The following is a 20,578-nucleotide window of genomic DNA, read 5'->3' on the forward strand; positions in this document are numbered from 1 at the left end:
TAGCGTCACAGGCGTGACCTGCGACGACACCGCCCATACAGGCCGACCCGAACCCCTCCAGGGCGGTGCCCTGTGGCGCCGCACCCTGCGCGTCCCCATGCGGGACGGCATCCGTCTCGCCGCCGACCTGTACTCCGCCTCACCCGATCCGGGGGCGACCGAGCTTCCCCCGCTTCCCGACCTTCCCCCGCTTCCCGTGCTGCTTGAGCGCACCCCGTACGGCCGGCGTACGCGGCGCGGTTCGGACCAGGACCGCAGCGATGAGCCTGTCCCGCGGCCGGAGGACATCGCCCGGTACTTCACCGAGGCCCGGTACCACGTCGTACGGCAGGACTGCCGGGGGCGCGGCGACTCCGAGGGAACGTTCGTGAAGTACCTGGGCGAGGGCCCCGACGGGGCGGACACGATCGCCTGGCTCAGGGACCAGCCATGGTGTGACGGCAGGGTCGTGATGACCGGGGTGTCCTACTCCGCCCATGTCCAGGCCGCCGCAGCCGCCGAGGGGGCGACCGGGCTCGCCGCCATGTTCCAGGACTCGGGCGGCTTCTCCTCCGCGTACGACGCGGGGATGCGGATGGGCGGCGCCTTCGAGCTGAAGCAGGTGACCTGGGCACTGCGGCATGCGGCGATGAGCCCGGAGGCGGCGGCGGATCCGGTGCTGGCCGAGGAGCTGCGGCGGGTCGACGTGCCGGGCTGGTTCGGTGCGATGCCGTGGCGACCGGGCCGCACACCGCTTCGGCACCTGCCGGCGTACGAGGACTTCCTGCTGGAGCAGTGGCGGCAGGACACCTTCGGGGACTACTACCGCAACCCGGCGATCTACGGGCGAGGCTTCTACGAGCGTTTCCCGGACGCGCCGAGCCTGCACATGGGCAGCTGGTACGACCCCTACGTCCGCTCCACCATCGAGAACTTCACCACCCTGCGGGAGCTGAAGTCGGCGCCCTCCTACCTGGTGATGGGCCCGTGGACGCACGGGCACCGCTGCGAGACGTACGCCGGAGACGTGGACTTCGGCCCGCGGGCGACCCTGGACGGCAACCTGGCCCCGTCGTACCTGGAATTCCGCCGCCGCTGGTTCGACCGGGCACTGGGCCGGACGGACGAGGGAAATCCGGACGCCGGAGAACTCCCCGCCGTCCAGTACTTCCTGATGGGCGGCGGCGACGGCCGGCGCGACGCGGCGGGCCGGATGCGGCACGGCGGCGCATGGCGCACCGACACCCGGTGGCCCCCGGCGTCGACGGCCCCCGTCGCCCTGTACCTCACCGCTGACGGCACACTCACCCTCGCCCAGCCGACAACGGCCGCCGCGTCGGTGACCTACGACTTCGACCCACGCCGCCCGGTCCCCACCATGGGAGGCCAAGTCACCTCGGGCGAACCGGTGATGACGGGCGGGGCCTTCGACCAGAACGCCCCGGACGCCCGGGTGTACGGGGCACGTGAGCCGTACCTGCCGCTGGACTCACGCCCCGACGTGATCAGCCTGACCACACCGCCACTTCAGCGAGATGTGGTCCTGGCCGGCCCGGTGTCGGCACGGCTTCACATCTCCACCACGGCCCCGGACACCGACTTCACCATCAAACTGATCGATGTCCACCCGCCCAACGCCGACTATCCGCACGGCTTCGCGATGAACCTCACCGACGGCATCGTCCGCTGCCGGTTCCACCGCTCCTACGAGAAACCGGAGTTGCTCACGCCGGGCGAGGTGTACGAGATCGAGGTCACGGCCCCCGACACGGCCAACCGCTTCGCCGCCGGCCACCGCATCCGCCTCGACATCTCCTCCAGCAACTTCCCCCGCTTCGACACCAACACCAACACGGCCGACCCGGAGGCAACCGCCCGGCGCACCGCCATCTCCGCGAACACGGTGCACATGGATGCCGAACACCCCTCCCACCTGCGCGTGTGGGTGGAAGGGGGAGCGGGTGCCGTCGCGTAGCGGGACCGCGGGGTGTTACCAGCCGTGCTCTGCCAGAGCGGCGGAGCCCTTGAGGTATCGGAGGACTCCTTCCTTCGGATATTCGATGATGTCCTCGGTCCCGCCGGCCGCCGTCAGCATCAGGATGCGCGGCGGGTCCGCCAGCTCACGGAGCCGGCGGCACACCTCGTCCCCGCTCATCACCGGCAGATCGCGGTCGAGGATGAGGACGTCGTAGTCCGTGAGCAGACACATCCGATCCGCCTCGTCGCCGGACGCGGCGAGGTCGACCGCCATCGACTGCCTGCGCAGGCCGGTCGCGACGGTCCGTGCCAGTACGCGATGGTTCCTCGGCAACCAGAACTCTCATGAACCGCAGCAAAGCACAGGCCGGTTCGCAGCGGCATGAACATCGTCCCAGCGCATAGGGACTCCTGCCGAAAGTGGTGGGCTTGACCTGGTCAGCGGGTCGGTGCCGGGCACGAGGTCGCCGGGTAGCAGGACGCGGTCAGGCGCGCGATTGCACGCGATAAACCCGGCGACGCCAACGGCCATCCCCGGGATACTGGTCGCCCATGGATGAGGTCAAAGTTGTCGTCGCCCATTCCGAGCGAGCGACCCTGAGCGTCGGCGATGTGTTCCTGAAGGTGGACGCCGATCAGGCGCACATCGACGTCGAGGTCGAGGCGATGGCCCTGGCGCCGGTCCCGACCCCGGAGGTCCTGTGGCGCAAGCCGCACGTGCTCGCGATCGCCGCGGTCCCGGGGACGGCACTCGGCCGCCTCGGCGAGCCGTCGACCGCGTCCCCGGCTGCGTGGGCCGCGGCGGGTGCCGTCATCCGGAAGTTGCACGACGCGCCGTTGCCGCCCTGGCCCAGCCGGGGAAGGGGCCCCGACGAGTTGGCGGCGGATCTCGACGGCGAGTGCGAGTTGCTCGTGACGAACGGCGTCCTGCCCGCCGACCTGGTCACCCGCAACCGCCAGGTCGCCGAGGCCGCGCTCCGGCCGTGGACTCCGATGTTCACGCATGGCGACCTGCAGATCACTCACGTGTTCGTCGACGGTGACGAGATCACCGGCATCATCGACTGGTCCGAGGCGGGCCCGGGTGATGTCCTGTTCGACCTCGCCACCCTGACGCTCGGACACGAGGAGCACCTCGGCGACGTCGTCGCCGGCTATGGCACCGACGTCGACCTCGACGTGATCCGCGCGTGGTGGTCGCTACGAAGCCTGCTGATCGTTCGCTGGCTGGCCGAGCACGGCTTCGACCCGTTCGCGCCGGGCTGTGAGGTCGACGTGCTGAGATCCCGGATGTGACACCCCGTCATTCCCGGAGATCCAGAAGCCTCATGTTGTCAGGAGTCGTCAGGGCTCACGCCCTGTCACGCGGTGTCCTTGTGCCGCGGTAACGGGGCTTATCCCGTTGCGCGGCCCGCCTCGCTGTTCGTCTCGCCATGAACTTCGTCAAGCGCGCGGCCCTCAGCCTGGTGGCCAGAAGAGCCAAGACCGCCCTCCTGCTGGGGATCTTCCTGGTGATCTGCACGCTGCTGCTCGGCGGATTCCTGCTCCAGGGTGCGACGAGCCGCCAGGAGGCCGAGGCGCAGCGCCGTATCGGGGTCGATGTCACCGTGCGCGGTGAGGGGCTGACCCTGGCCACGGCCGACGCTGGGCTCCGCCCCGCCGGTGGAGCGGTACAACCCGCTGCTGCGCGGGGCGGTCAAGCCGTCGGGCCTCACGCCGCTCACCTCCGAGGTGCCGAAGCCGGGTGACACGAAGGACGGCGACGCGAAGGACGAGCCGGGCCGGGACGGGCTGATGGTGAACGGCATCCGTGAGTCGGGGATCCTGCTCGACTTCGCCGCCGGCCGTAGCCGATCGTCGCGGGCCGCGCGCTCACCGAGGAGGACACCGGGCGCAGGGTCGCACTCCATGAGCAACGCCTGGCGGACAAGAACGAGTTGAAGACCGGCGACATGGTCGGACTCCGCTCGTCCGACGGCAGGCGCACGGAGACGTTCGAGATCGTCGGCGTCTACGAGGACCTACGCTCGGACCCGCCCCAGTGGGTGGCCCCCAGCGAACTGGTCGCCAACCAGGTGTACGCGCCTGTCGCGGCCGTGTCCGCGCTGGGTTCCGGTACGAAGCCGAGTGACGCCGCCTTCAAGATCGGCTCCCCGGAGCAGGCGGAACATCTGCACGCCGAGGCTGCCCGGGTGCTCGGCGGCGACGGCTTCCGGTTCGACGTCAACGACAAGGCGTTCCGTGACCAGGTCCTGCCGCTACGGCGGGTCGGCGCGTCCGCGGGCTCCCTGCTCTGGCTGATCGCGCTGTTCGGCACGGTGATCCTCGGTCTGATCGTGCTGCCGACGATCAAGGAGCGGCGCGACGAGCTGGGGATGCTGCCGGCGCCGGGCGAGAAGAAGTGGAAACTCGTCGCCCAGCAGGCCGTTGAGACCGTCGCGGTCGCCGCCCTCGCCATCGGCCTGAGTTCGCTCTTCGCCCAGAGCCTGACCCATCTGGCGGGCGACACACTGCTCCGCGATGAGGCCGCCGCCCAGCGGAAGATCAACGCCTGGCAGCCACCGACCCCGGCTCCACGGGACTTCAGGAGGGCATCGACCCGAACGACGAGCCGGTCGAGGGCGCCGACCCGATCGACAAGATCACCGTACGGCTTGACCCGGCGGACCTCGCGACCGTCGCCGGCATCGGGCTGGGCATCGGCCTGCTGGCCACGGCGATCCCCGCCGGGTCCGCCCTGCGCCTCAACCCGCGCACCATCCTCACGAAGGGCAAGTAAGCGCCGTGAGCGAGACCCCCGTACTCCAACTGTCCTCGATCAGCCACACCTACCAGGGCCAGCGCCACCGAACGACCGTGCTCCGCCAGATCGACCTGTCCTTCGAACGGGGCACCTTCTGCACGGTCCTGGGCCCCTCGGGCAGCGGCAAGACCACCCTCCTCAGCCTGGCGAGCGGCCTGGACAGCCCTACCCAGGGGAACGATCCGCTTCGGCGGCCAGGACCTCACCCGACTCGGCCTGGGCCACTACCGCAACAGGCACGCGGCCACCGTCTTCCAGCAGTACAACCTGCTCACGTACATGTCGGCCCTGCGCAACGTCACCACCGCCATGGAAATCACCGGCACCCCCCACCGGCCGCCGCAAGACCCGCGCCCTGGACCTTCTGGCCCAGGTCGGCCTCGACACGGACATGGCACACCGCAACGTACTCAAACTCTCAGGCGGCCAGCAGCAACGCGTGGCCATCACCCGCGCACTCGCCTGCGACGTCGACATCCTCTTCGCCGACGAGCCGACGGGAAACCTCGACGAGGACACGGCCGACGGCATCATCGACATCTTCCGCCGACTGGCCCACGAACAGAACAAGTGCGTCATCGTGGTGACCCACAGCCAGACCCTCGCCGCTGGCTCGGACCGCACCCTGACCCTCCGCAGGGGCAGGGTCACCACCATGGCAACCACCACGCGAAAGCCCTGAGCCGGTATCGAGCGCGAGGCCGCGTCGGTCAGACAGCGGCGACCGGGCGCGGCTCGCCGTGGAAGACCTGGCGTGCGTGCCAGTCGCGGTGAGCGGCGGATATCGGGCGGGTGCCGGGCTGCGGGCCGACGAGCGGGCGGCCCGCGAGGGCTATGACGTGCTCGCGAGCGGCAGGGCTGTGGCCGACGAAGCGCTGTGAGACGAGGATGCGGTGATCGTCTCCCACACCGAAGACACCCTTGTCGAAGAGCTTGTGGTGCAGCGAGCACAGACACAGCCCGTTCTCGATGTCGTCGGGGCCGCCAAATGCCCACCACCGCACATGGGCGGCCTCCAGACCTACCGGCACCGTGCCGATCCGGCCGTCGTACCCGCAGAAGGCGCACCGGTACTCGTAGGCGGTCAGCACCAACTCCCGCATCCGCCGGTCCCGTCGCCTGCCCGCCGTCACCAGCCGCTCAGTCGCTACCGGCTCCAGTTCCAGGCCGACGGCCTCGCACAACTCGCCGTGAAGCGAAGGCGGGAAGTGCAGGTCGAGCAGCAATCGCGCGATCCTGCCGAGCAGTTGCGGCTCGCGCTGCAACGCGACTCTCAACTCCCGCGCGAGCCGCCCGGTGGCACCCGTCTCCCGAAGATCCCGCACCCCGCTTCCGGGACTGCCGGCCCCGAGGTCGGTGCGCACTTCCCATACACCGTCACTGACCAGGTGGTGGAAGGGGTAGGCGGGCGTTGTCTTGTTCGGCGGCCCGTACTCGCCCAGAAGCCGCTGCAGATCCTGCTCCACCGCGCTGTAACGCCGGCCGCTGTCCGCGTCGTCCTGATACCGGCCCAGGGCGTACAGGAACAGCAGCGGCTTGTGCGGAGCACGGGTCCCGACCCTGGTCCACTGCCTCAGCTTCGCGGTGCGCTCAAGCCAGTCCATGGTGGTTGATCGTAGTGACGCTCACGGCCACACCAGGCAGTACGGCTGATGCCCCGCCTCGTGCAACCGATGGCTGAAGTCCTGCCACTCGTGCAGCGATTGGTGACGGGAGGGCGCTGACCTGGGGTTTCGCAGGGAAATGTGCGTTGACCTGGGAAAACTCTTCTCCGTAGTTCTCATGGGTCAACGCCATTTCTCGGGCTCATGTGCCCTGGATGTGCCCTGGGGCGCTGGGGCCCTCGGCATCGAAGAACTGGCGAAGACGACTCACTCCCGCTTCCGAGCGACCGCCGACATAGCCCCGGCCTCCACACTCCACCACCGCTGGGCCATCGCGACCGCCTGAGCCGTCCCCGCGGACTACCACTTCCGCTACGTCCAACTGGGCACCCCGGACATGCACCGTCGTCTGTCCAGCCTGGCGGTGGGCGAGGACATCGACTTCTTCTGCCTCGCCGACGTGGACACACCCCTGTCTGCCCGACCGCGGCCCAGGCGGCGCTCCACACCTTCCTGGAACGCAAGTACCCGTTCCCGAGCCACTTCGAGGCAACACCGAACCCGCAGGCCACGATCGGCCCGCGCCTGGCTGCGGAGCGGACGACGAGTTGACCGCTCGGAGCGCGCCGCCATACAGCGCCAGCGGACTCCGTGTCACCCTTCTTGTCAAATTGACAGTAACCGAAGTACCATAAGTTGCATGCAAGTTGACGTGTGGTCACCCCCGTCCGTGCTGCTGACGGTCGATCTCGTGATCCTGACGCTGCGTGAAGGGCGGCTATGTGTCCTGCTCGTGGAGCGGGGCGAAGATCCTTTTCAGGGCATGCCGGCTCTGCCCGGCGGATTCCTCAATCACGCCGGTGAGGAGATCGTGGATGCCGCCCACCGTGAGTTGAGCGAGGAAACGGCTCTGGGCGCCGGGTGGGTGCATCTTGAACAGTTGGCCATCTACGGGGCCGCAGGCCGTGATCCACGGGGGCGAGTCGTCTCCGTGGCCCACTTGGCGATCGCGCCGGGACTTCCCGAACCGGTCGCCGGAACGGACGCCAAGGATGTTTCGTGGGTTCCTGCGGAAACCGTCCTGTCCGGTGAGGTGGAGCTGGCCTTCGATCACCGCCGGATCGTGACGGACGGTATCGAACGCGCGCGTACCAAGCTCGAATTCACGGCGCTGGCCACGGCATTCTGCGGAGAGCTCTTCACCATAGTCGAGTTGCAGAAGGTGTACGAGGCGGTTTGGGGAACCGAACTCGACACCCGTAATTTCTACCGGAAAGTCCAGGCGGTAAAGGGATTCATCATCCCCGCCGGCTCGGGACGCAGGAGCACGGGAGGTCGGCCTGCGCGGCTGTACCGGGCCGGGCCGAAGACAGTGTTGTACCCGCCACTGATCCGAACTGTGCCGTCCACCACGGAAAAGGAAGGGGAATAGATGTCGAAAGACCTGGTGGTGATTCTCACCGCCCTCAATCTTGAGTACGAGGCCGTGCGCCGGAAACTGACCGGTCGAAAGGTGCACCGTCATGAGCGTGGGACGCGGTTCGAGGTGGGAACCGTGCAGGGCACTTTATGTCGTGTAGCGCTCGGCCTGACGAACAAGGGGAATCATTCTGCCGCGGTGATCGCCGAACGCGCGATACAGGAGTTCTCGCCGGTGGCCGTGTTGTTCGTCGGCGTCGCCGGTGCCCTGTGGGACACGGCCAGGCTGGGCGACGTGGTGATGGCGACACACGTGTACGCCTACCACGGTGGGACCAGCGAGGACGACGGACTCAAGGCGCGTCCCCGGGTGTGGGAGACGCCGCACGGTATCAGCCAGCTCGGCTCGCATCTGGCTCGTGTGAACGACTGGGCCGACGACACGCCCGGTCATGGCCGGGCGCCCCAAGTGCGCTTCGGCGCGATCGCCGCCGGCGAGGTCGTACAGAACTCGACGATCTCGGCCGAGGCGCGGTGGATCCGACAGCACTACAACGACGCGCTCGCGATCGAGATGGAGGCCGCCGGTGTGGCCCAGGCCGGTCATCTCAACGGGGCACCGGTGGCCATCATCCGCGGAATCAGCGACCGAGCGGACGGTACGAAGGGCAGCGCGAAGGACCGTACCTGGCAACCAAGGGCCGCGGCGAACGCGGCGGCATTCGCCACCCGGCTGGCTGTGGAACTGGTGGGAGAACAGGAGCAGATTGCAATGTCCCAGGCAGAAAGGGCTCCTGCGGCAGACGGGACTCCTACGACCGACAGATTCAAAGGGGACGTCAGCAACACCGCCCATCACAGCACCGTTGGCATCATGGCCGGCTCGGTCGAGAAGAGCAGCGTCTCCTTCAACGCGGAGCCCAAAGCGACCAGTCCGGCGGACCTGGTCGCGGAACTGGACGGTTTCCGCGAGCACTTGAAGCGTCACCACGTCGAGGGTGCCCTCGATGAGGACACCTACCGAGAGGCACTGGCCGAGCTGGGCTTTGCCCGCCGGGCGGCGAGGGAGAAGACTGCGGAATCGGCCAAGAGGGCGACCCTGGCACTCAAGAGATTACGGGGTCTGATCGCGGAGTTACCCGAGCTGGTGGTCAGGCTGGCACCACTGGTTGTTGCGGCGGGTGACCTGTCATGAACGACGGCAGCAATTTCGCGCACAATGTGGCTGCAGACGGATCCGTCGTCGGAATCCAGGCTTCGGTCGTACGCGAAGCCCACCTTTCCATCAACAACTATCAGGACGCATCACCTCAGGAAAAGTACAAGGTCGGTGTGCGGTTCCTGGAGGATGGCGTCCCCAGCCGTGCTCGCGACATGATCAGTGAAGCGATCGCCCGCGGACACGACAACGCGGAGGTCCGTTTCCACTGGGTGCTCGCCATGCTCAGTGCGCGCGCCTACCACGACCTCAACACCGAAGAACTCCAGCGGCTGCACCATGCCTCCGGGCTCGTGGGGAACTACGCCGAGGGAGAGTGGAAGGACGCTCTGCGCGTCGCTTTCGAACTGCTGGCGATGCTCGGCACCGCAGACGGCGAAACAGGGCGCGTACTGGAGCGGTTGCGATCCCTGTCAGCCCAGCGGCGTGACCAGATCCTCCACCACCTCGACCTCGTGCTCACCGGGGGGCTGAAGGACAGCCTGTGGGCCGAGCACCGCACGCGGGCCGAGACAGCTCGCTTCGACAGCGACCGGGTCCAACGGGTCTGGGCCTATTTCGAACCCGACCCCATCGGGCCGCGGGCCCAGCAGCCCCGTGCGAGCACCGCTGCCGGCGCTCAGGCAGCGTTCCCCTTCCTGGCCGGTGTGTTCGTCGTTGCCACCGCACTCCTCTGCATACTGGCGCTGTTCGCGGATCCGGCTTCGGCTGTCATCGAATTACTGGTGGCGCTCGGTGCGGGCGTGACCGCGGTTCGCTTCGGCCGCCAGTGGTCCGACCAGGAACTTCAGCTGAAGGCCAAGAACCGTGAGTCCCGCAACCCGCACACGGGAAATCCCGCCTCTGCTGGGGACGGGTTCACCAACGACGTTCGTCAGTCGTTCAAGCACTACTTCAGCAACCGCGTCCCCCACGGACTCACCGCGAATGAATGGTTCAGTCTCACCACCCACATCCGCGACAGCCTCGCCACCGAGATCGCGCTTCTCTACCGCGAGAGCAGAGTCAGCGTGGATCGGGTCAACTGGCTGATCCGCTTTCTGGCTGAGAATGCCCGAGACTGCTACAGCAAAGGCAACCTGTTCGATCAACGCCACCGGAACCAGTCGCCGGCGGCGGCGAAGGCGCTGTGTGTGCTCGCCCTCATGGCTCTCGGCATCATGGCGCTGGTCGCGTTCGGAACCGTGGCGTCAGCTGCTGGCGCGTTGCAGATTCTGCTGGCCATCCTGGCCGTGATCGGCGCGGTCTGGTCCGGACGCAGGGCTGTGTCCTCGTGGCTGGAGGTCCAGGGTGAAGAGCACCGACTGGCTGAGGAAACCCGGGAATACCAAGAGCAGCTGACCGCACGGCAAGTCGCGTACCAGAACTGGAAGTCGTTCCTGGACGCCACGCGACCCAGTGAGCTGGAAATGGAGACCTGGCTCACCTGCGACAAGACGCTGTTCGTCGACGAAGCGCTCCGCCACTACCAGCTCACCTGGCGCGACCTGATCACCCACACCATCCTGATGACACCCGCACGCCCCTACAAACGAGGGCGGGTGAAGGGCGGCCCTTGGCGATACTCGCGCTACAGCTTCCGTCTTTTCCTGATCACCCAGGACGGCGTTCGCGAAATCAGCACGGATTTCGATTTCACCGACGCAAAACGTGGGAACGAGCAGCGAAGCAACTACCGGTTCGACGCGTTGTCCTCCGTACAGGTCACGGAACACACCAGGGTCGGCTACGACCTGGAGCTCGTCCTCACCAACGGGCCGGCCAGGAAGATTCGCGTCAAAGACGCAGACACCCACCAACTGGCGCCCGATGAAAACGCCCAGGAAATAGCCGAAATCAACCTCAGTGCGGCTGGTTTCATCCACACCTTCCGCCTCCTGGAGGGAATCGCGGCGGACGGAAAGGGTTGGATCGAACGAAACAACCCCAACAACCTGCCGCCCTTTTGCGCTGCCGACTGAGTCCTACGGGCCTTCAGGGCGGGCAGGGGCCGGAGCGCCGGAGCCCTGCCCGTCCACACATCGGCCCAGCCGGGACCCGAGCTTAGGAATGGCCGTGGCCACGACAGAAGACGTCACCGAGAGCACACTGCTGCTGGCCGAGTACGACCGCATCAAGGAGGAGCAGAAAACCCGGATAGGTTTCCGTGACAACCTGCTCTACTTCACGCTTGCCGCGTCCACCGCGGTCCTGGCGATCACCGTCCAGAGCGGGCAGGCTCAACTGCTGCTTGCCGTCCCGGTGATCTGCCTGGTCCTGGGCTGGACCTACCTGGTCAACGACGAGAAGATCTCGGCGGTCGGCTGCTACATCCGCGACCGGCTGGGACCGCGACTGGCCGAGCTCAGCGGCGCCCACGGCGCAGTGTTCGGGTGGGAGATCTACCACCGCGGCGATGCGAGCCGTACCACGCGCAAGCGACTACAGACCGCAGTGGATCTGTTCACGTACTTGGCTTTGCCGATGATCTGTGTGACCGCATTCTGGTGCTCTCCTGCCGTCCAGCCGTTACTCGTGATCTTCTCCCTCGCACAGACACTTGCCCTGGGCGTACTGGGCTGGCAGTTCCTGCGCTATGCGGAGCGGTAGTCCTGCTCTGCCGCCCCGCTGCACGTTCAACTCGCCGTCCCGACCGGCACGGCCTAGTAACGCAAACTATCGCTTCGAGCTGTCCCACTCCGCGTCCGTCCCGCCCGGTTTGGTTCGGACCTCCGAGCTACCAAGTGGCTCTGCCTTCATGCACCACGATGCCGTCGTTGTGTGTGAAGAGCTGCCTGACGGCACGTTTCTGCACATGACAAGGGGCAAGGCCCGAAAGCCCCGCCCCAACCACCCGCAATCTCAGCCCTACGGCCACACCAAGCAGTACGGCTGATGCCCCGCCTCGTGCAGCCGATGCGAGAAGTCCTGCCACTCGTGCAGCAGTTGGTAGACGTTGAACGCGTCCCGCGGGCCGCCCCGGTCCGGGACCGTCGACCAGATGAAGGCCGCCGCTCCCACCGATTCCTCGCCGATGCCGCGTAGCGGGTCCACCACCGTCATCGGGAGTTTGACCACCGCGTAGTCCGGGTGCAGCACGACCAGTTCGAGTGGGGGGACCTTGTTCAGCGGCATGCCCTGGATGCCCGTGAGGACCATCGCGGCTATCGTCTCGGGCTTGATCTTGGTGAACATGCCGCCCATGCCCAGTTCGTCGCCGCCCAGTTCCTCCGGGCGCATCGAGATGGGGACGCGGGCCGCCGTCGCGCCGTCGGGGGCGCCGAAGTATTTGTACGTCACGCCCACCCGGCCGCTCCCGCCTCCCGGAGGCCGGTTGTCGTTACCGCTGGGGGAAGACTGCGCGCGGGCCTCTCGCTCGCGGCGCCGGTGTTTCCCCCGCCGGGCAGGGTCGGGCCCGAGGTCATCGGTCCCCTCGCCCAGTCCGCCACCGCGATGCATATCTCCACCCGACCACTCGCAGCCCCGGCCGCGCAACCCGATCATCGTGACAGTGACCTCCCCCACGAACGACCGGTGAAACACCTGTCCGCAGATACGTCGAAGCCTCTGACACCATGGATTGCGTGAGCTTCCCCTATGTCGCACCAGTTTCGCAGACGCGGGGGCGTTGACGCCCTTATGTAATACGAGGAGACCGCGCGCCCCGCTCATCGGTGGCCGAGATCCTTCGTCCCCGGCCATCCGACCCCGAATCGCAGATCAGGACCAACGTGTCGTATTCATACGAAGCCCCCGTTTCGCAGGCGCTTTTCGACCGGGCGTCGCTCGTGACGCCCGGCGGCGTGAATTCTCCTGTCCGTGCCTTCCGGGCCGTGGGCGGTACGCCCCGGTTCATGGTGTCCGGTGATGGTCCGTACCTCACCGACGCCGACGGGCGGGACTATGTCGACCTCGTGTGTTCCTGGGGGCCGATGATCCTCGGGCACTCGCGGCCCGAGGTCATCGAGGCCGTCCAGGCCGCCGTCGCGAGGGGGACGTCCTTCGGTACGCCCGGTGAGGGCGAGGTCGCGCTCGCCGAGGAGATCGTGGCGCGGGTCGGGCCCGTCGAGCAGGTGCGGCTCGTGTCGTCCGGCACCGAGGCCACCATGTCGGCGATCCGGCTGGCCCGCGGGTTCACCGGGCGCGCGAAGATCGTGAAGTTCGCGGGCTGCTACCACGGGCACGTGGACGCGCTGCTCGCCGCCGCCGGCTCCGGTGTCGCGACGTTCGGGCTGCCCGACACCCCTGGTGTGACCGGCGCGCAGGCCGGGGACACCGTCGTACTGCCGTACAACGACCTTCAGGCCGTACGGGACGCCTTCGCCGCGCACCCCGGCGAGATCGCCTGTGTGATCACCGAGGCCTCGCCCGGAAACATGGGCGTTGTGCCGCCGCGGGACGGGTTCAACGCCGGGCTCAAGGAGCTGTGCGCCGCGAACGGCGCGCTGTACATCTCCGACGAGGTGATGACCGGATTCCGCACGTCGAAGGCCGGCTGGTACGGCATCGACGGCGTCGCGCCCGACCTGATGACCTTCGGCAAGGTGATGGGCGGCGGATTCCCCGCCGCGGCCTTCGGCGGTCGCGCCGACGTCATGGCGCACCTCGCGCCCGCCGGGCCCGTCTACCAGGCGGGCACCCTCTCCGGGAACCCGGTCGCCACCGCCGCCGGGCTCGCGCAGCTGCGGCTTCTGGACGACGCGGCGTACGCGAAGGTCGACGCCGTCTCGGCCGAGATCCGCGGGCTGGTGCGCGACGCCCTCAGTAAGGAGGGTGTCGCGCACCAGGTGCAGACGGCGGGCAACATGTTCTCTGTCTTCTTCACCGCCGACGAGGTCCGTGACTACGAGGACGCCAAGCGGCAGGAGGCGTTCCGCTTCACCGGCTTCTTCCACTCGATGCTCGCCGACGGCGTCTATCTGCCGCCGTCCGCCTTCGAGTCCTGGTTCGTCTCCACCGCCCACGACGACCGCGCGGTCGAGCGCGTCGCCGCCGCCCTGCCCGCCGCCGCCCGCGCGGCGGCGGAAGCGACAGAGACAGGAGTGGACGCATGAGCGCCGAGATCACCGTCGTCCATGTCGTACGGCACGGCGAGGTCCACAACCCGGACGGCGTCCTCTACGGCCGCCGCGACGGCTACCACCTCTCCGAACTCGGCCGGAAGATGGCCGATCGCGTCGCCGAGCACCTCGCGGGCCGCGACATCACCTACATCGTCGCCTCCCCGCTGGAGCGCGCCCAGGAGACCGCGGCGCCCGTCGCCAAGTCCCACGGCCTGACCCTGCACACCGACGACCGTCTCATCGAGGCCGCGAACGTCTTCGAGGGCAAGACCTTCGGCGTCGGCGACGGCGCGCTGCGCTCGCCCGCCAACTGGCGCCATCTCACCAACCCGTTCCGGCCCTCCTGGGGCGAGGCGTACGTCGACCAGGTCGCCCGCATGAAGGCCGCCCTGGCCGACGCGCGCGACGCGGCCCTCGGGCACGAGGCCGTGTGCGTCAGCCACCAGCTGCCGATCTGGATCGTACGCAGCAGCTTCGAGCGCCGCAGGCTCTGGCACGACCCGCGCCGCCGGCAGTGCACCCTCGCGTCCCTGACGACCTTCACCTACGAGGGGGAGAAGCTGGCCTCCGTCGCCTATTCGGAACCGGCGCGTGATCTCGTACCCGCGCATCTTCTCGCCGGTGCCAAACCGGTGAAGGGCGCGTCGAAAGCCTTCGGAGCGTAGTCGGCCAATCGCCCACTGTTCGGCGGGAGATGTCACATCCGCTGTTACAGGCCGATGCTTTACCCATTCCTGGAACCTGTGAGTTCCCTGTGTCATCTAACGTGTTGTCGCCCGCATGACCAGCGGGTGTTACATGGGCGAGCGCGGATGGGGACGATATGCGCGACATGAGCCGAAGGAGCCTGCTCGGAGCCGGAATTGGGGCGGCTGCCGCAATCGGAATCGCCGGCTGCGGTACCGACTCGGGTGCGTCCGGCAATACCGGCGGGGACACCGGCGGGGCGGGGGCCGGGGGCGAGGGCGGCGGCAAGCCGAGCGGCAAGCCCAGTGAGAAGAATGTGCGGCTGATCGGTGACGGTTCGACCGCCGACACCGGAAAGCAGCCGCACCAGCCGCCCAAGCCCGTACCGCTCGAACCGGGCGAGACCCCGCCGCAGTTCGTGATCTTCTCCTGGGACGGCGCGGGCGAAGTGGGCAACGGCCTTTTCCCGCGCTTCCTCGACCTCGCCAAGGACCACGGCGCGGCGATGACGTTCTTCCTCTCCGGCATCTATCTGCTGCCGGAGTCGAAGAAGACGCTCTACCGCCCGCCGGGCAACGCCGTCGGTGCCTCCGACATCGGCTATCTCACCGACGCGCACATCAAGGACACGCTGAAGTACATACGCCAGGCCTGGCTCGACGGGCACGAGATAGGCACTCACTTCAACGGGCACTTCTGCGCCGGCTCCGGCTCGGTCGGCAACTGGTCGCCGAAGCAGTGGCGCGACGAGACCGATCAGGCCATCGGCTTCGTCACCGAATGGAAGACGAACAGCGGCTGGAAGGAACTCGATCCGCTGCCGTTCGACTACCGCAAGGAACTGGTCGGCGGCCGTGCGCCGTGTCTGCTCGGCCAGGACAATCTGCTGCCCATGGCAGCCAAGATGGGCTGGCGCTACGACGCCAGCTCGCCCGGCGGCCGGCAGATGTGGCCGGACAAGCGGCAGGACGTATGGGATCTGCCGTTGCAGGCCGTGCCGTTCCCCGGGCATTCCTTCGAGGTGCTGTCGATGGACTACAACATGCTCGCCAATCAGTCGAAGAATTCAACGAAGGGCGTCCCCTCGAATTATCCGGGCTGGCGCGAACAGGCCACCGAGGCGTATCTCTCGGGATTCCGTCGGGCGTACGAGTCGAATCGCGCCCCGTTCTTCATAGGGAATCATTTCGAGGAGTGGAACGGCGGCATATATATGGATGCGGTCGAAGAATCGCTGAAGGGGATGGCGGAGAAGAAAGACGTACGGCTCGTCTCCTTCCGGCAGTTCACCGACTGGCTCGACGTCCAGGACCCGGCGGTGCTCGCCAAGCTCCGTACGCTGGAGGTCGGCCAGGCCCCGGCCGGCGGATGGAACACCTTCTTCAAGGCCGCGTAAGCCCGATCGCAGCCCGGTCGCAGCCCGATGGCGCCTGGGCCGGCGGCCCTGACCAGGCCGCCCACCGGCTGCCGACCGGCCGCCCGCCGGCCTCCGACAGGGCGTTCTCCGGGAGCGAGGGGGGCGAACAAGATCCCCCAATGGCCCATGCGAAACTTTTCACATGAACTTTGGCCGAGCCCACCGAAGCCGCTCGAACCGACGCCCACGCGCCGTACTTCCGGCCGTTGTCGCGTCGGCGGCCATGCTCACCCTCGCGGCGTGTGGCGACGGCGCCACATCCGGTGGCGGCGGTGACACCAACTTCGTGACGAACACCGGCGGGGTGCAGACCGTCGCCAAGGGCGAGCGCAAGGCGGTCAACAAGATCGCCGGTGAAACGCTCGACGGCAAGCAGCTCGACGTCGCCGACCTCAAGGGCAAGATCGTCGTGCTGAACGTCTGGGGCTCGTGGTGCGCGCCGTGCCGCGCCGAGGCGTCGCACCTCGTGAAGGTCGCCAAGGACACCGAGGCACAGGGCGTCGCCTTCGTCGGGATCAACACCCGCGACACCAACAAGGGCCCGGCCATCGCCTTCGAGAAGGACTACGGCGTCACGTATCCGAGTCTCTACGACCCGGCGGGCAAGCTGCTGGTCAACGGCTTCCCCAAGGGCAGCCTCAACCCGCAGGCCATCCCCTCCACGATCGTCCTGGACCGGGACGGGAAGATCGCGGCCCGCGCCCTGACCGCGCTCGACGACAAGAAGCTGCGCGAGATGGTCGACCCGTTGATCGCGGAGAAGTGATCCCGTGGAGGTTCTCGCCGCGGTTCCCGGCATGAATGAGACGGTCTTCAGCGGGGCGTTGCTGCTCGCGCTGCCGATCGCGCTGCTCGGTGGTCTGGTCTCGTTCTTCTCGCCGTGCGTGCTGCCCCTCGTACCCGGCTATCTCTCGTACGTCACCGGCATCAGCGGCACCGACCTGGGTGAGGCACGGCGCGGGCGGATGGTCGCCGGCGCGATGCTGTTCATCGCCGGCTTCACCGCGGTGTTCGTCTCCGGCGGCGCGCTCTTCGGCTACTTCGGCAACACCCTCCAGGACCACCGGACGATCATCTCCCGGGTCCTCGGTGTGCTGATGATCGCGATGGGCGTGTTCTTCATGGGGCTGCTGCCCTGGCTCACGCAGCGCGAATTCCGCATCCACAAGCGGCCGGTGTCGGGTCTGGCCGGTGCTCCGCTGCTGGGCGCGCTGTTCGGGGTCGGCTGGACGCCGTGCATCGGCCCGACGCTCACGTCCGTGAACGTCCTGGCCCTCGACCAGGCGACCGCGGGGCGGGGCGCCATACTGACCGTCGCGTACTGCGTCGGCCTCGGGGTGCCCTTCGTGCTCGCCGCCGTGGCGTTCCGCAAGGCGCTGGGGCTGTTCGGCTGGGTCAAGCGCCACTACGTGTGGGTGATGCGGACCGGTGGCGTGATGATGATCGCGACCGGGCTGCTGCTGGTGACCGGCGTGTGGGACAGCATGATGCAAGACATGCAGACGTGGACCAACGGCTTCACGGTGGGGATCTAGTTCCATGAGCAAGACAGAGACGACGACAGCCGCCGACACGGACGCCGCGAGCACGCCCGAGGCCCGTGAGGCCCGCGAACTCGGCGACGCCGGATCGCAGCTCTCCACCGCCCCCCGCGAGGAGTCCGTCATCGGCGGACCCAGCCTCGGTCCGCTCGGCTGGCTCCGCTGGTTCTGGCGCCAGCTCACCTCGATGCGCGTCGCGCTGATCCTGCTCTTCATGCTGTCGCTCGCCGCCATTCCCGGCTCGCTCATCCCGCAGAACAGCGTCGACGAACTCAAGGTCCAGACGTTCCAGGAGAAGCACGAGACGGTCACGCCGATCTACGACAAGCTCCAGCTGTTCGACGTCTACAGCTCGGTGTGGTTCTCGGCGATCTATCTGCTGCTGTTCATCTCGCTCATCGGCTGCATCGTCCCGCGCACCTGGCAGTTCGTCGGGCAGCTGCGCGGCCGTCCGCCGGGCGCCCCCAAGCGGCTCAACAGGCTTCCCGCGTACACGACCTGGCGTACGACGGCCGAGCCGGAGGAGGCCCGCGAGGCCGCGCTCGCCATGCTCAAGCGGCGGCGCTTCCGTGCGCACACCGTCGGGGACGCGGTCGCCGCCGAGAAGGGCTACGCGCGCGAGGCCGGCAATCTGATCTTCCATATCTCGCTGATCGTGATGCTGGTGGCCTTCGCGACCGGACAGCTGTTCAAGTCCGAGGGCGGAAAGCTGATCATGGAGGGCGACGGCTTCTCCAACACCCTTACCCAGTACGACGACTTCAAGTCGGGCTCGATGTACGACACCGACGACCTGGAGCCGTTCAGCTTCAGCCTCGACAAGTTCATCGGGACCTTCGAGCGCAACGGACCACAGGTCGGCACGGCCCGCGAGTTCGAGGCCCATGTCTCGTACACGGCGGACGCGGGCGGCAAGGAGCGCAAGGCGGTCATCGAGGTCAACGAACCGCTGGAGGTCAACGGTTCGAAGATCTATCTGATCGGCCACGGGTACGCGCCGGTCCTCACCGTCCGCGACGGCAAGGGCAAGGTGGTCTTCAACGGGGCGACCCCGCTGCTGCCGATCGACAACAACATCACGTCGACCGGCGCGATCAAGGTGATGGACGGCTACCGGGACAAGGACGGCAAGAAGCAGCAACTCGGCTTCAACGCCTTCTTCGTGCCGACGTTCGCGGGCAAGGGCAACGGCAACATGTTCTCCCAGTTCCCCGAACTGGACTTTCCCGTGCTGGCGCTCACCGGCTACAAGGGCAGCCTCGGCGTCGACTCGGGTCTGCCGCAGAACGTGTACCAGCTCGACACGAGCAAGATGAAGCAGTTCAAGGACGCCGACGGCAACAAGCTCGCGCAGCGGCTGCTGCCCGGCGAGACGATGAAGCTGCCCGGCGGCGCGGGCTCGGTGACCTTCGAGAAGGACATCAAGGAGTGGGCGACCTTCCAGGTCTCGCAGCAGCCCGGCAACGGACTCGCCCTCGCCGGGGCGATCGGGGCCGTCCTCGGGCTCACCGGCTCGCTCTTCATCCAGCGGCGGCGGATCTGGGTCCGCGCGGTACGCGGCGCCGACGGCGTCACCGTCGTGGAGATGGCCGGCCTCGGCCGCAGCGAGTCGGCGAAGCTCCCCAACGAGCTGGGCGACCTGGCACTGACGCTCAACGCCGAGGCGCCGACCGCGCCGACCGCGCCGACCGCGCCTACCGCGCCGACCGCCGAGCAGGCGGAGCCAACCGCGCCCGTAGACACCGAAGATTCAGACACGACCGGAGAGCCTGTCGAAGGGGCTGAGAAGTGATCCTCGCCGCCACCACCAACGAGAACTTGGCGAACACCGCCAATGTGCTGGTCTATTCGTCCATGGCCGTCTACACCCTGGCCTTCCTCGCCCATATCGCCGAGTGGGTCCTGGGCAGCCGCAGCAAGGTCGGCCGCACCGCCGCCGCGCTGACCGGCGCCGGTGCGAAGGCCACCGCCACGGCCACGGTCGAGGTGCGCACGGCGGAGCAGGAGAAGGGCGGCGGCACCGCCGTTCTGGACCGGCCCAAGGTCATCACGCGCTCGGCGGCCGGGCGGCGCGACGTGCCCGACGGCCCCGGCGCGGCGGGCGGCACGTTCAAGGGCGACCTCTACGGACGTATCGCCGTCGCCATGACCGCGCTCGGCTTCCTCCTTGAGGCGGTCGGTGTCATCACCCGCGCGATGGCGGTGCAGCGCGCGCCGTGGGGCAACATGTACGAGTTCTCCACCACCTTCTCCACGGTGGCGGTCGGCACGTATCTCGGCTTCCTCCTCGCGAAGAAGAACGTCCGCTGGATCGGACTGCCCCTGGTCACCACGGTCCTGCTCAACCTGGGCATCGCGACGACCGTGCTGTACACCGACAGCGACCAGCTGGTGCCCGCCCTGCACTCGTACTGGCTCTGGATCCACGTCTCCACTGCGATCTTCTGCGGGGCGGTCTTCTACCTCGGCGCCGTCGGCACGCTCTTCTACCTCCTGCGGGACGTGTACGAGTCCAAGATCGCCCGCGGCGTCACCGTCGGCCGCGCGTGGTCCTCCGTCATGGAGCGGCTGCCCGCCGCCGCGACGCTCGACAAGTTCTCGTACCGCGTGAACGCCGCCGTCTTCCCCCTCTGGACCTTCACGATCATCGCGGGCGCGATCTGGGCCGGCGACGCCTGGGGCCGCTACTGGGGCTGGGACCCCAAGGAGGTCTGGTCCTTCATCACCTGGGTCGCCTACGCCTGTTATCTGCACGCGCGGGCAACGGCGGGCTGGAAGGGCCGTAAGGCGGCGACGCTGGCGCTGGTCGCCTTCGGCTGCTGGCTGTTCAACTACTACGGCGTCAACATCTTCGTCACCGGAAAGCACTCGTACGCGGGCGTGTAACGCA

At 67.8% G+C, this 20,578-nt stretch carries 17 protein-coding genes and 3 pseudogenes; 17 read left to right on the plus strand and 3 right to left on the minus strand.

Annotated features, from left to right (window positions below):
- Nucleotides 1–13: 13 nt before the first annotated feature.
- Complete coding sequence (locus tag ACIBLA_RS26860; RefSeq protein ID WP_399200111.1) at nt 14–1,954, plus strand: CocE/NonD family hydrolase; 1,941 nt, start codon at nt 14–16, stop codon at nt 1,952–1,954.
- Between the two features lie 90 nt (nt 1,955–2,044).
- On the opposite strand, the pseudogene ACIBLA_RS26865 reads toward ACIBLA_RS26860, so the two are convergent.
- Nucleotides 2,045–2,303, minus strand: a pseudogene (locus tag ACIBLA_RS26865) (response regulator); the annotation flags it as partial.
- Nucleotides 2,304–2,508: 205 nt separating this feature from the next.
- Between ACIBLA_RS26865 and ACIBLA_RS26870 the strand changes: the two are divergent.
- From ACIBLA_RS26870 to ACIBLA_RS26890, 5 genes and pseudogenes are all read left to right on the plus strand, one after another.
- Nucleotides 2,509–3,252, plus strand: a complete 744-nt coding sequence (locus ACIBLA_RS26870; RefSeq protein ID WP_399200112.1) for an aminoglycoside phosphotransferase family protein — start codon at nt 2,509–2,511, stop codon at nt 3,250–3,252.
- 137 nt (nt 3,253–3,389) lie between these two features.
- On the plus strand, nt 3,390–3,704 hold the full coding sequence (locus ACIBLA_RS26875) for a hypothetical protein (protein WP_399200113.1): 315 nt from the start codon (nt 3,390–3,392) through the stop codon (nt 3,702–3,704).
- 204 nt (nt 3,705–3,908) lie between these two features.
- A pseudogene (locus ACIBLA_RS26880) lies at nt 3,909–4,397 on the plus strand (ABC transporter permease); the annotation flags it as partial.
- Nucleotides 4,398–4,812: 415 nt separating this feature from the next.
- Nucleotides 4,813–4,881: pseudogene (locus tag ACIBLA_RS26885) on the plus strand (hypothetical protein); the annotation flags it as partial.
- Nucleotides 4,882–5,150: 269 nt separating this feature from the next.
- Complete coding sequence (locus ACIBLA_RS26890; protein WP_399200146.1) at nt 5,151–5,441, plus strand: ATP-binding cassette domain-containing protein; 291 nt, start codon at nt 5,151–5,153, stop codon at nt 5,439–5,441.
- A gap of 28 nt (nt 5,442–5,469) precedes the next feature.
- Here the strand turns inward: ACIBLA_RS26890 and ACIBLA_RS26895 are convergent, their stop codons facing one another.
- Nucleotides 5,470–6,363: a phosphorothioated DNA-binding restriction endonuclease gene (locus tag ACIBLA_RS26895; RefSeq protein WP_399200114.1), complete on the minus strand. Its 894-nt coding sequence runs from the start codon at nt 6,361–6,363 to the stop codon at nt 5,470–5,472.
- A gap of 700 nt (nt 6,364–7,063) precedes the next feature.
- Between ACIBLA_RS26895 and ACIBLA_RS26900 the strand changes: the two genes are divergently transcribed.
- The 4 genes from ACIBLA_RS26900 to ACIBLA_RS26915 all read left to right on the plus strand — a co-directional run bounded on the left by ACIBLA_RS26900 (nt 7,064) and on the right by ACIBLA_RS26915 (nt 11,590).
- A complete protein-coding gene (locus tag ACIBLA_RS26900) occupies nt 7,064–7,795 on the plus strand; it encodes an NrtR DNA-binding winged helix domain-containing protein (protein WP_399200115.1) in 732 nt (243 codons plus the stop codon).
- Nucleotides 7,796–8,977: a 5'-methylthioadenosine/S-adenosylhomocysteine nucleosidase gene (locus tag ACIBLA_RS26905; protein ID WP_363243435.1), complete on the plus strand. Its 1,182-nt coding sequence runs from the start codon at nt 7,796–7,798 to the stop codon at nt 8,975–8,977.
- Nucleotides 8,974–10,962 carry a hypothetical protein gene (locus ACIBLA_RS26910; RefSeq protein ID WP_363243436.1) on the plus strand — a complete coding sequence of 663 codons (1,989 nt, stop codon included), beginning with the start codon at nt 8,974–8,976 and terminating at the stop codon, nt 10,960–10,962. The genes ACIBLA_RS26905 and ACIBLA_RS26910 overlap by 4 nt, the downstream gene beginning before the upstream one ends.
- An 88-nt stretch (nt 10,963–11,050) precedes the next feature.
- On the plus strand, nt 11,051–11,590 hold the full coding sequence (locus ACIBLA_RS26915; protein ID WP_363243438.1) for a hypothetical protein: 540 nt from the start codon (nt 11,051–11,053) through the stop codon (nt 11,588–11,590).
- A gap of 258 nt (nt 11,591–11,848) precedes the next feature.
- Here the strand turns inward: ACIBLA_RS26915 and ACIBLA_RS26920 are convergent, their stop codons facing one another.
- Nucleotides 11,849–12,439, minus strand: coding sequence for a hypothetical protein (locus tag ACIBLA_RS26920; RefSeq protein WP_399200147.1), 591 nt, complete (start codon nt 12,437–12,439; stop codon nt 11,849–11,851).
- Between the two features lie 272 nt (nt 12,440–12,711).
- Here ACIBLA_RS26920 and hemL point away from each other — a divergent pair, with 272 nt between their 5' ends.
- The 7 genes from hemL (at nt 12,712) to ccsB (ending at nt 20,574) form a co-directional block, all read left to right on the plus strand.
- Nucleotides 12,712–14,034 (plus strand): glutamate-1-semialdehyde 2,1-aminomutase, encoded by a 1,323-nt coding sequence (hemL, locus tag ACIBLA_RS26925; RefSeq protein WP_399200116.1) that lies wholly within the window; start codon nt 12,712–12,714, stop codon nt 14,032–14,034.
- Nucleotides 14,031–14,708: a histidine phosphatase family protein gene (locus ACIBLA_RS26930; protein WP_363243441.1), complete on the plus strand. Its 678-nt coding sequence runs from the start codon at nt 14,031–14,033 to the stop codon at nt 14,706–14,708. The genes hemL and ACIBLA_RS26930 overlap by 4 nt, the downstream gene beginning before the upstream one ends.
- Before the next feature lie 158 nt (nt 14,709–14,866).
- Nucleotides 14,867–16,126 (plus strand): hypothetical protein, encoded by a 1,260-nt coding sequence (locus tag ACIBLA_RS26935; protein ID WP_399200117.1) that lies wholly within the window; start codon nt 14,867–14,869, stop codon nt 16,124–16,126.
- 163 nt (nt 16,127–16,289) lie between these two features.
- Nucleotides 16,290–16,913 (plus strand): TlpA family protein disulfide reductase, encoded by a 624-nt coding sequence (locus ACIBLA_RS26940; RefSeq protein ID WP_399200118.1) that lies wholly within the window; start codon nt 16,290–16,292, stop codon nt 16,911–16,913.
- Between the two features lie 31 nt (nt 16,914–16,944).
- Entirely contained in the window at nt 16,945–17,682 is a 738-nt protein-coding gene (locus ACIBLA_RS26945; protein WP_363243444.1) for a cytochrome c biogenesis CcdA family protein, read from the plus strand.
- A gap of 4 nt (nt 17,683–17,686) precedes the next feature.
- Nucleotides 17,687–19,480 (plus strand): cytochrome c biogenesis protein ResB, encoded by a 1,794-nt coding sequence (locus ACIBLA_RS26950; protein ID WP_399200119.1) that lies wholly within the window; start codon nt 17,687–17,689, stop codon nt 19,478–19,480.
- On the plus strand, nt 19,477–20,574 hold the full coding sequence (ccsB, locus tag ACIBLA_RS26955; RefSeq protein ID WP_399200120.1) for a c-type cytochrome biogenesis protein CcsB: 1,098 nt from the start codon (nt 19,477–19,479) through the stop codon (nt 20,572–20,574). The genes ACIBLA_RS26950 and ccsB overlap by 4 nt, the downstream gene beginning before the upstream one ends.
- Nucleotides 20,575–20,578 lie beyond the last annotated feature (4 nt).

This window comes from Streptomyces sp. NPDC050433 (genome assembly GCF_044458565.1).
GTDB lineage: Bacteria > Actinomycetota > Actinomycetes > Streptomycetales > Streptomycetaceae > Streptomyces.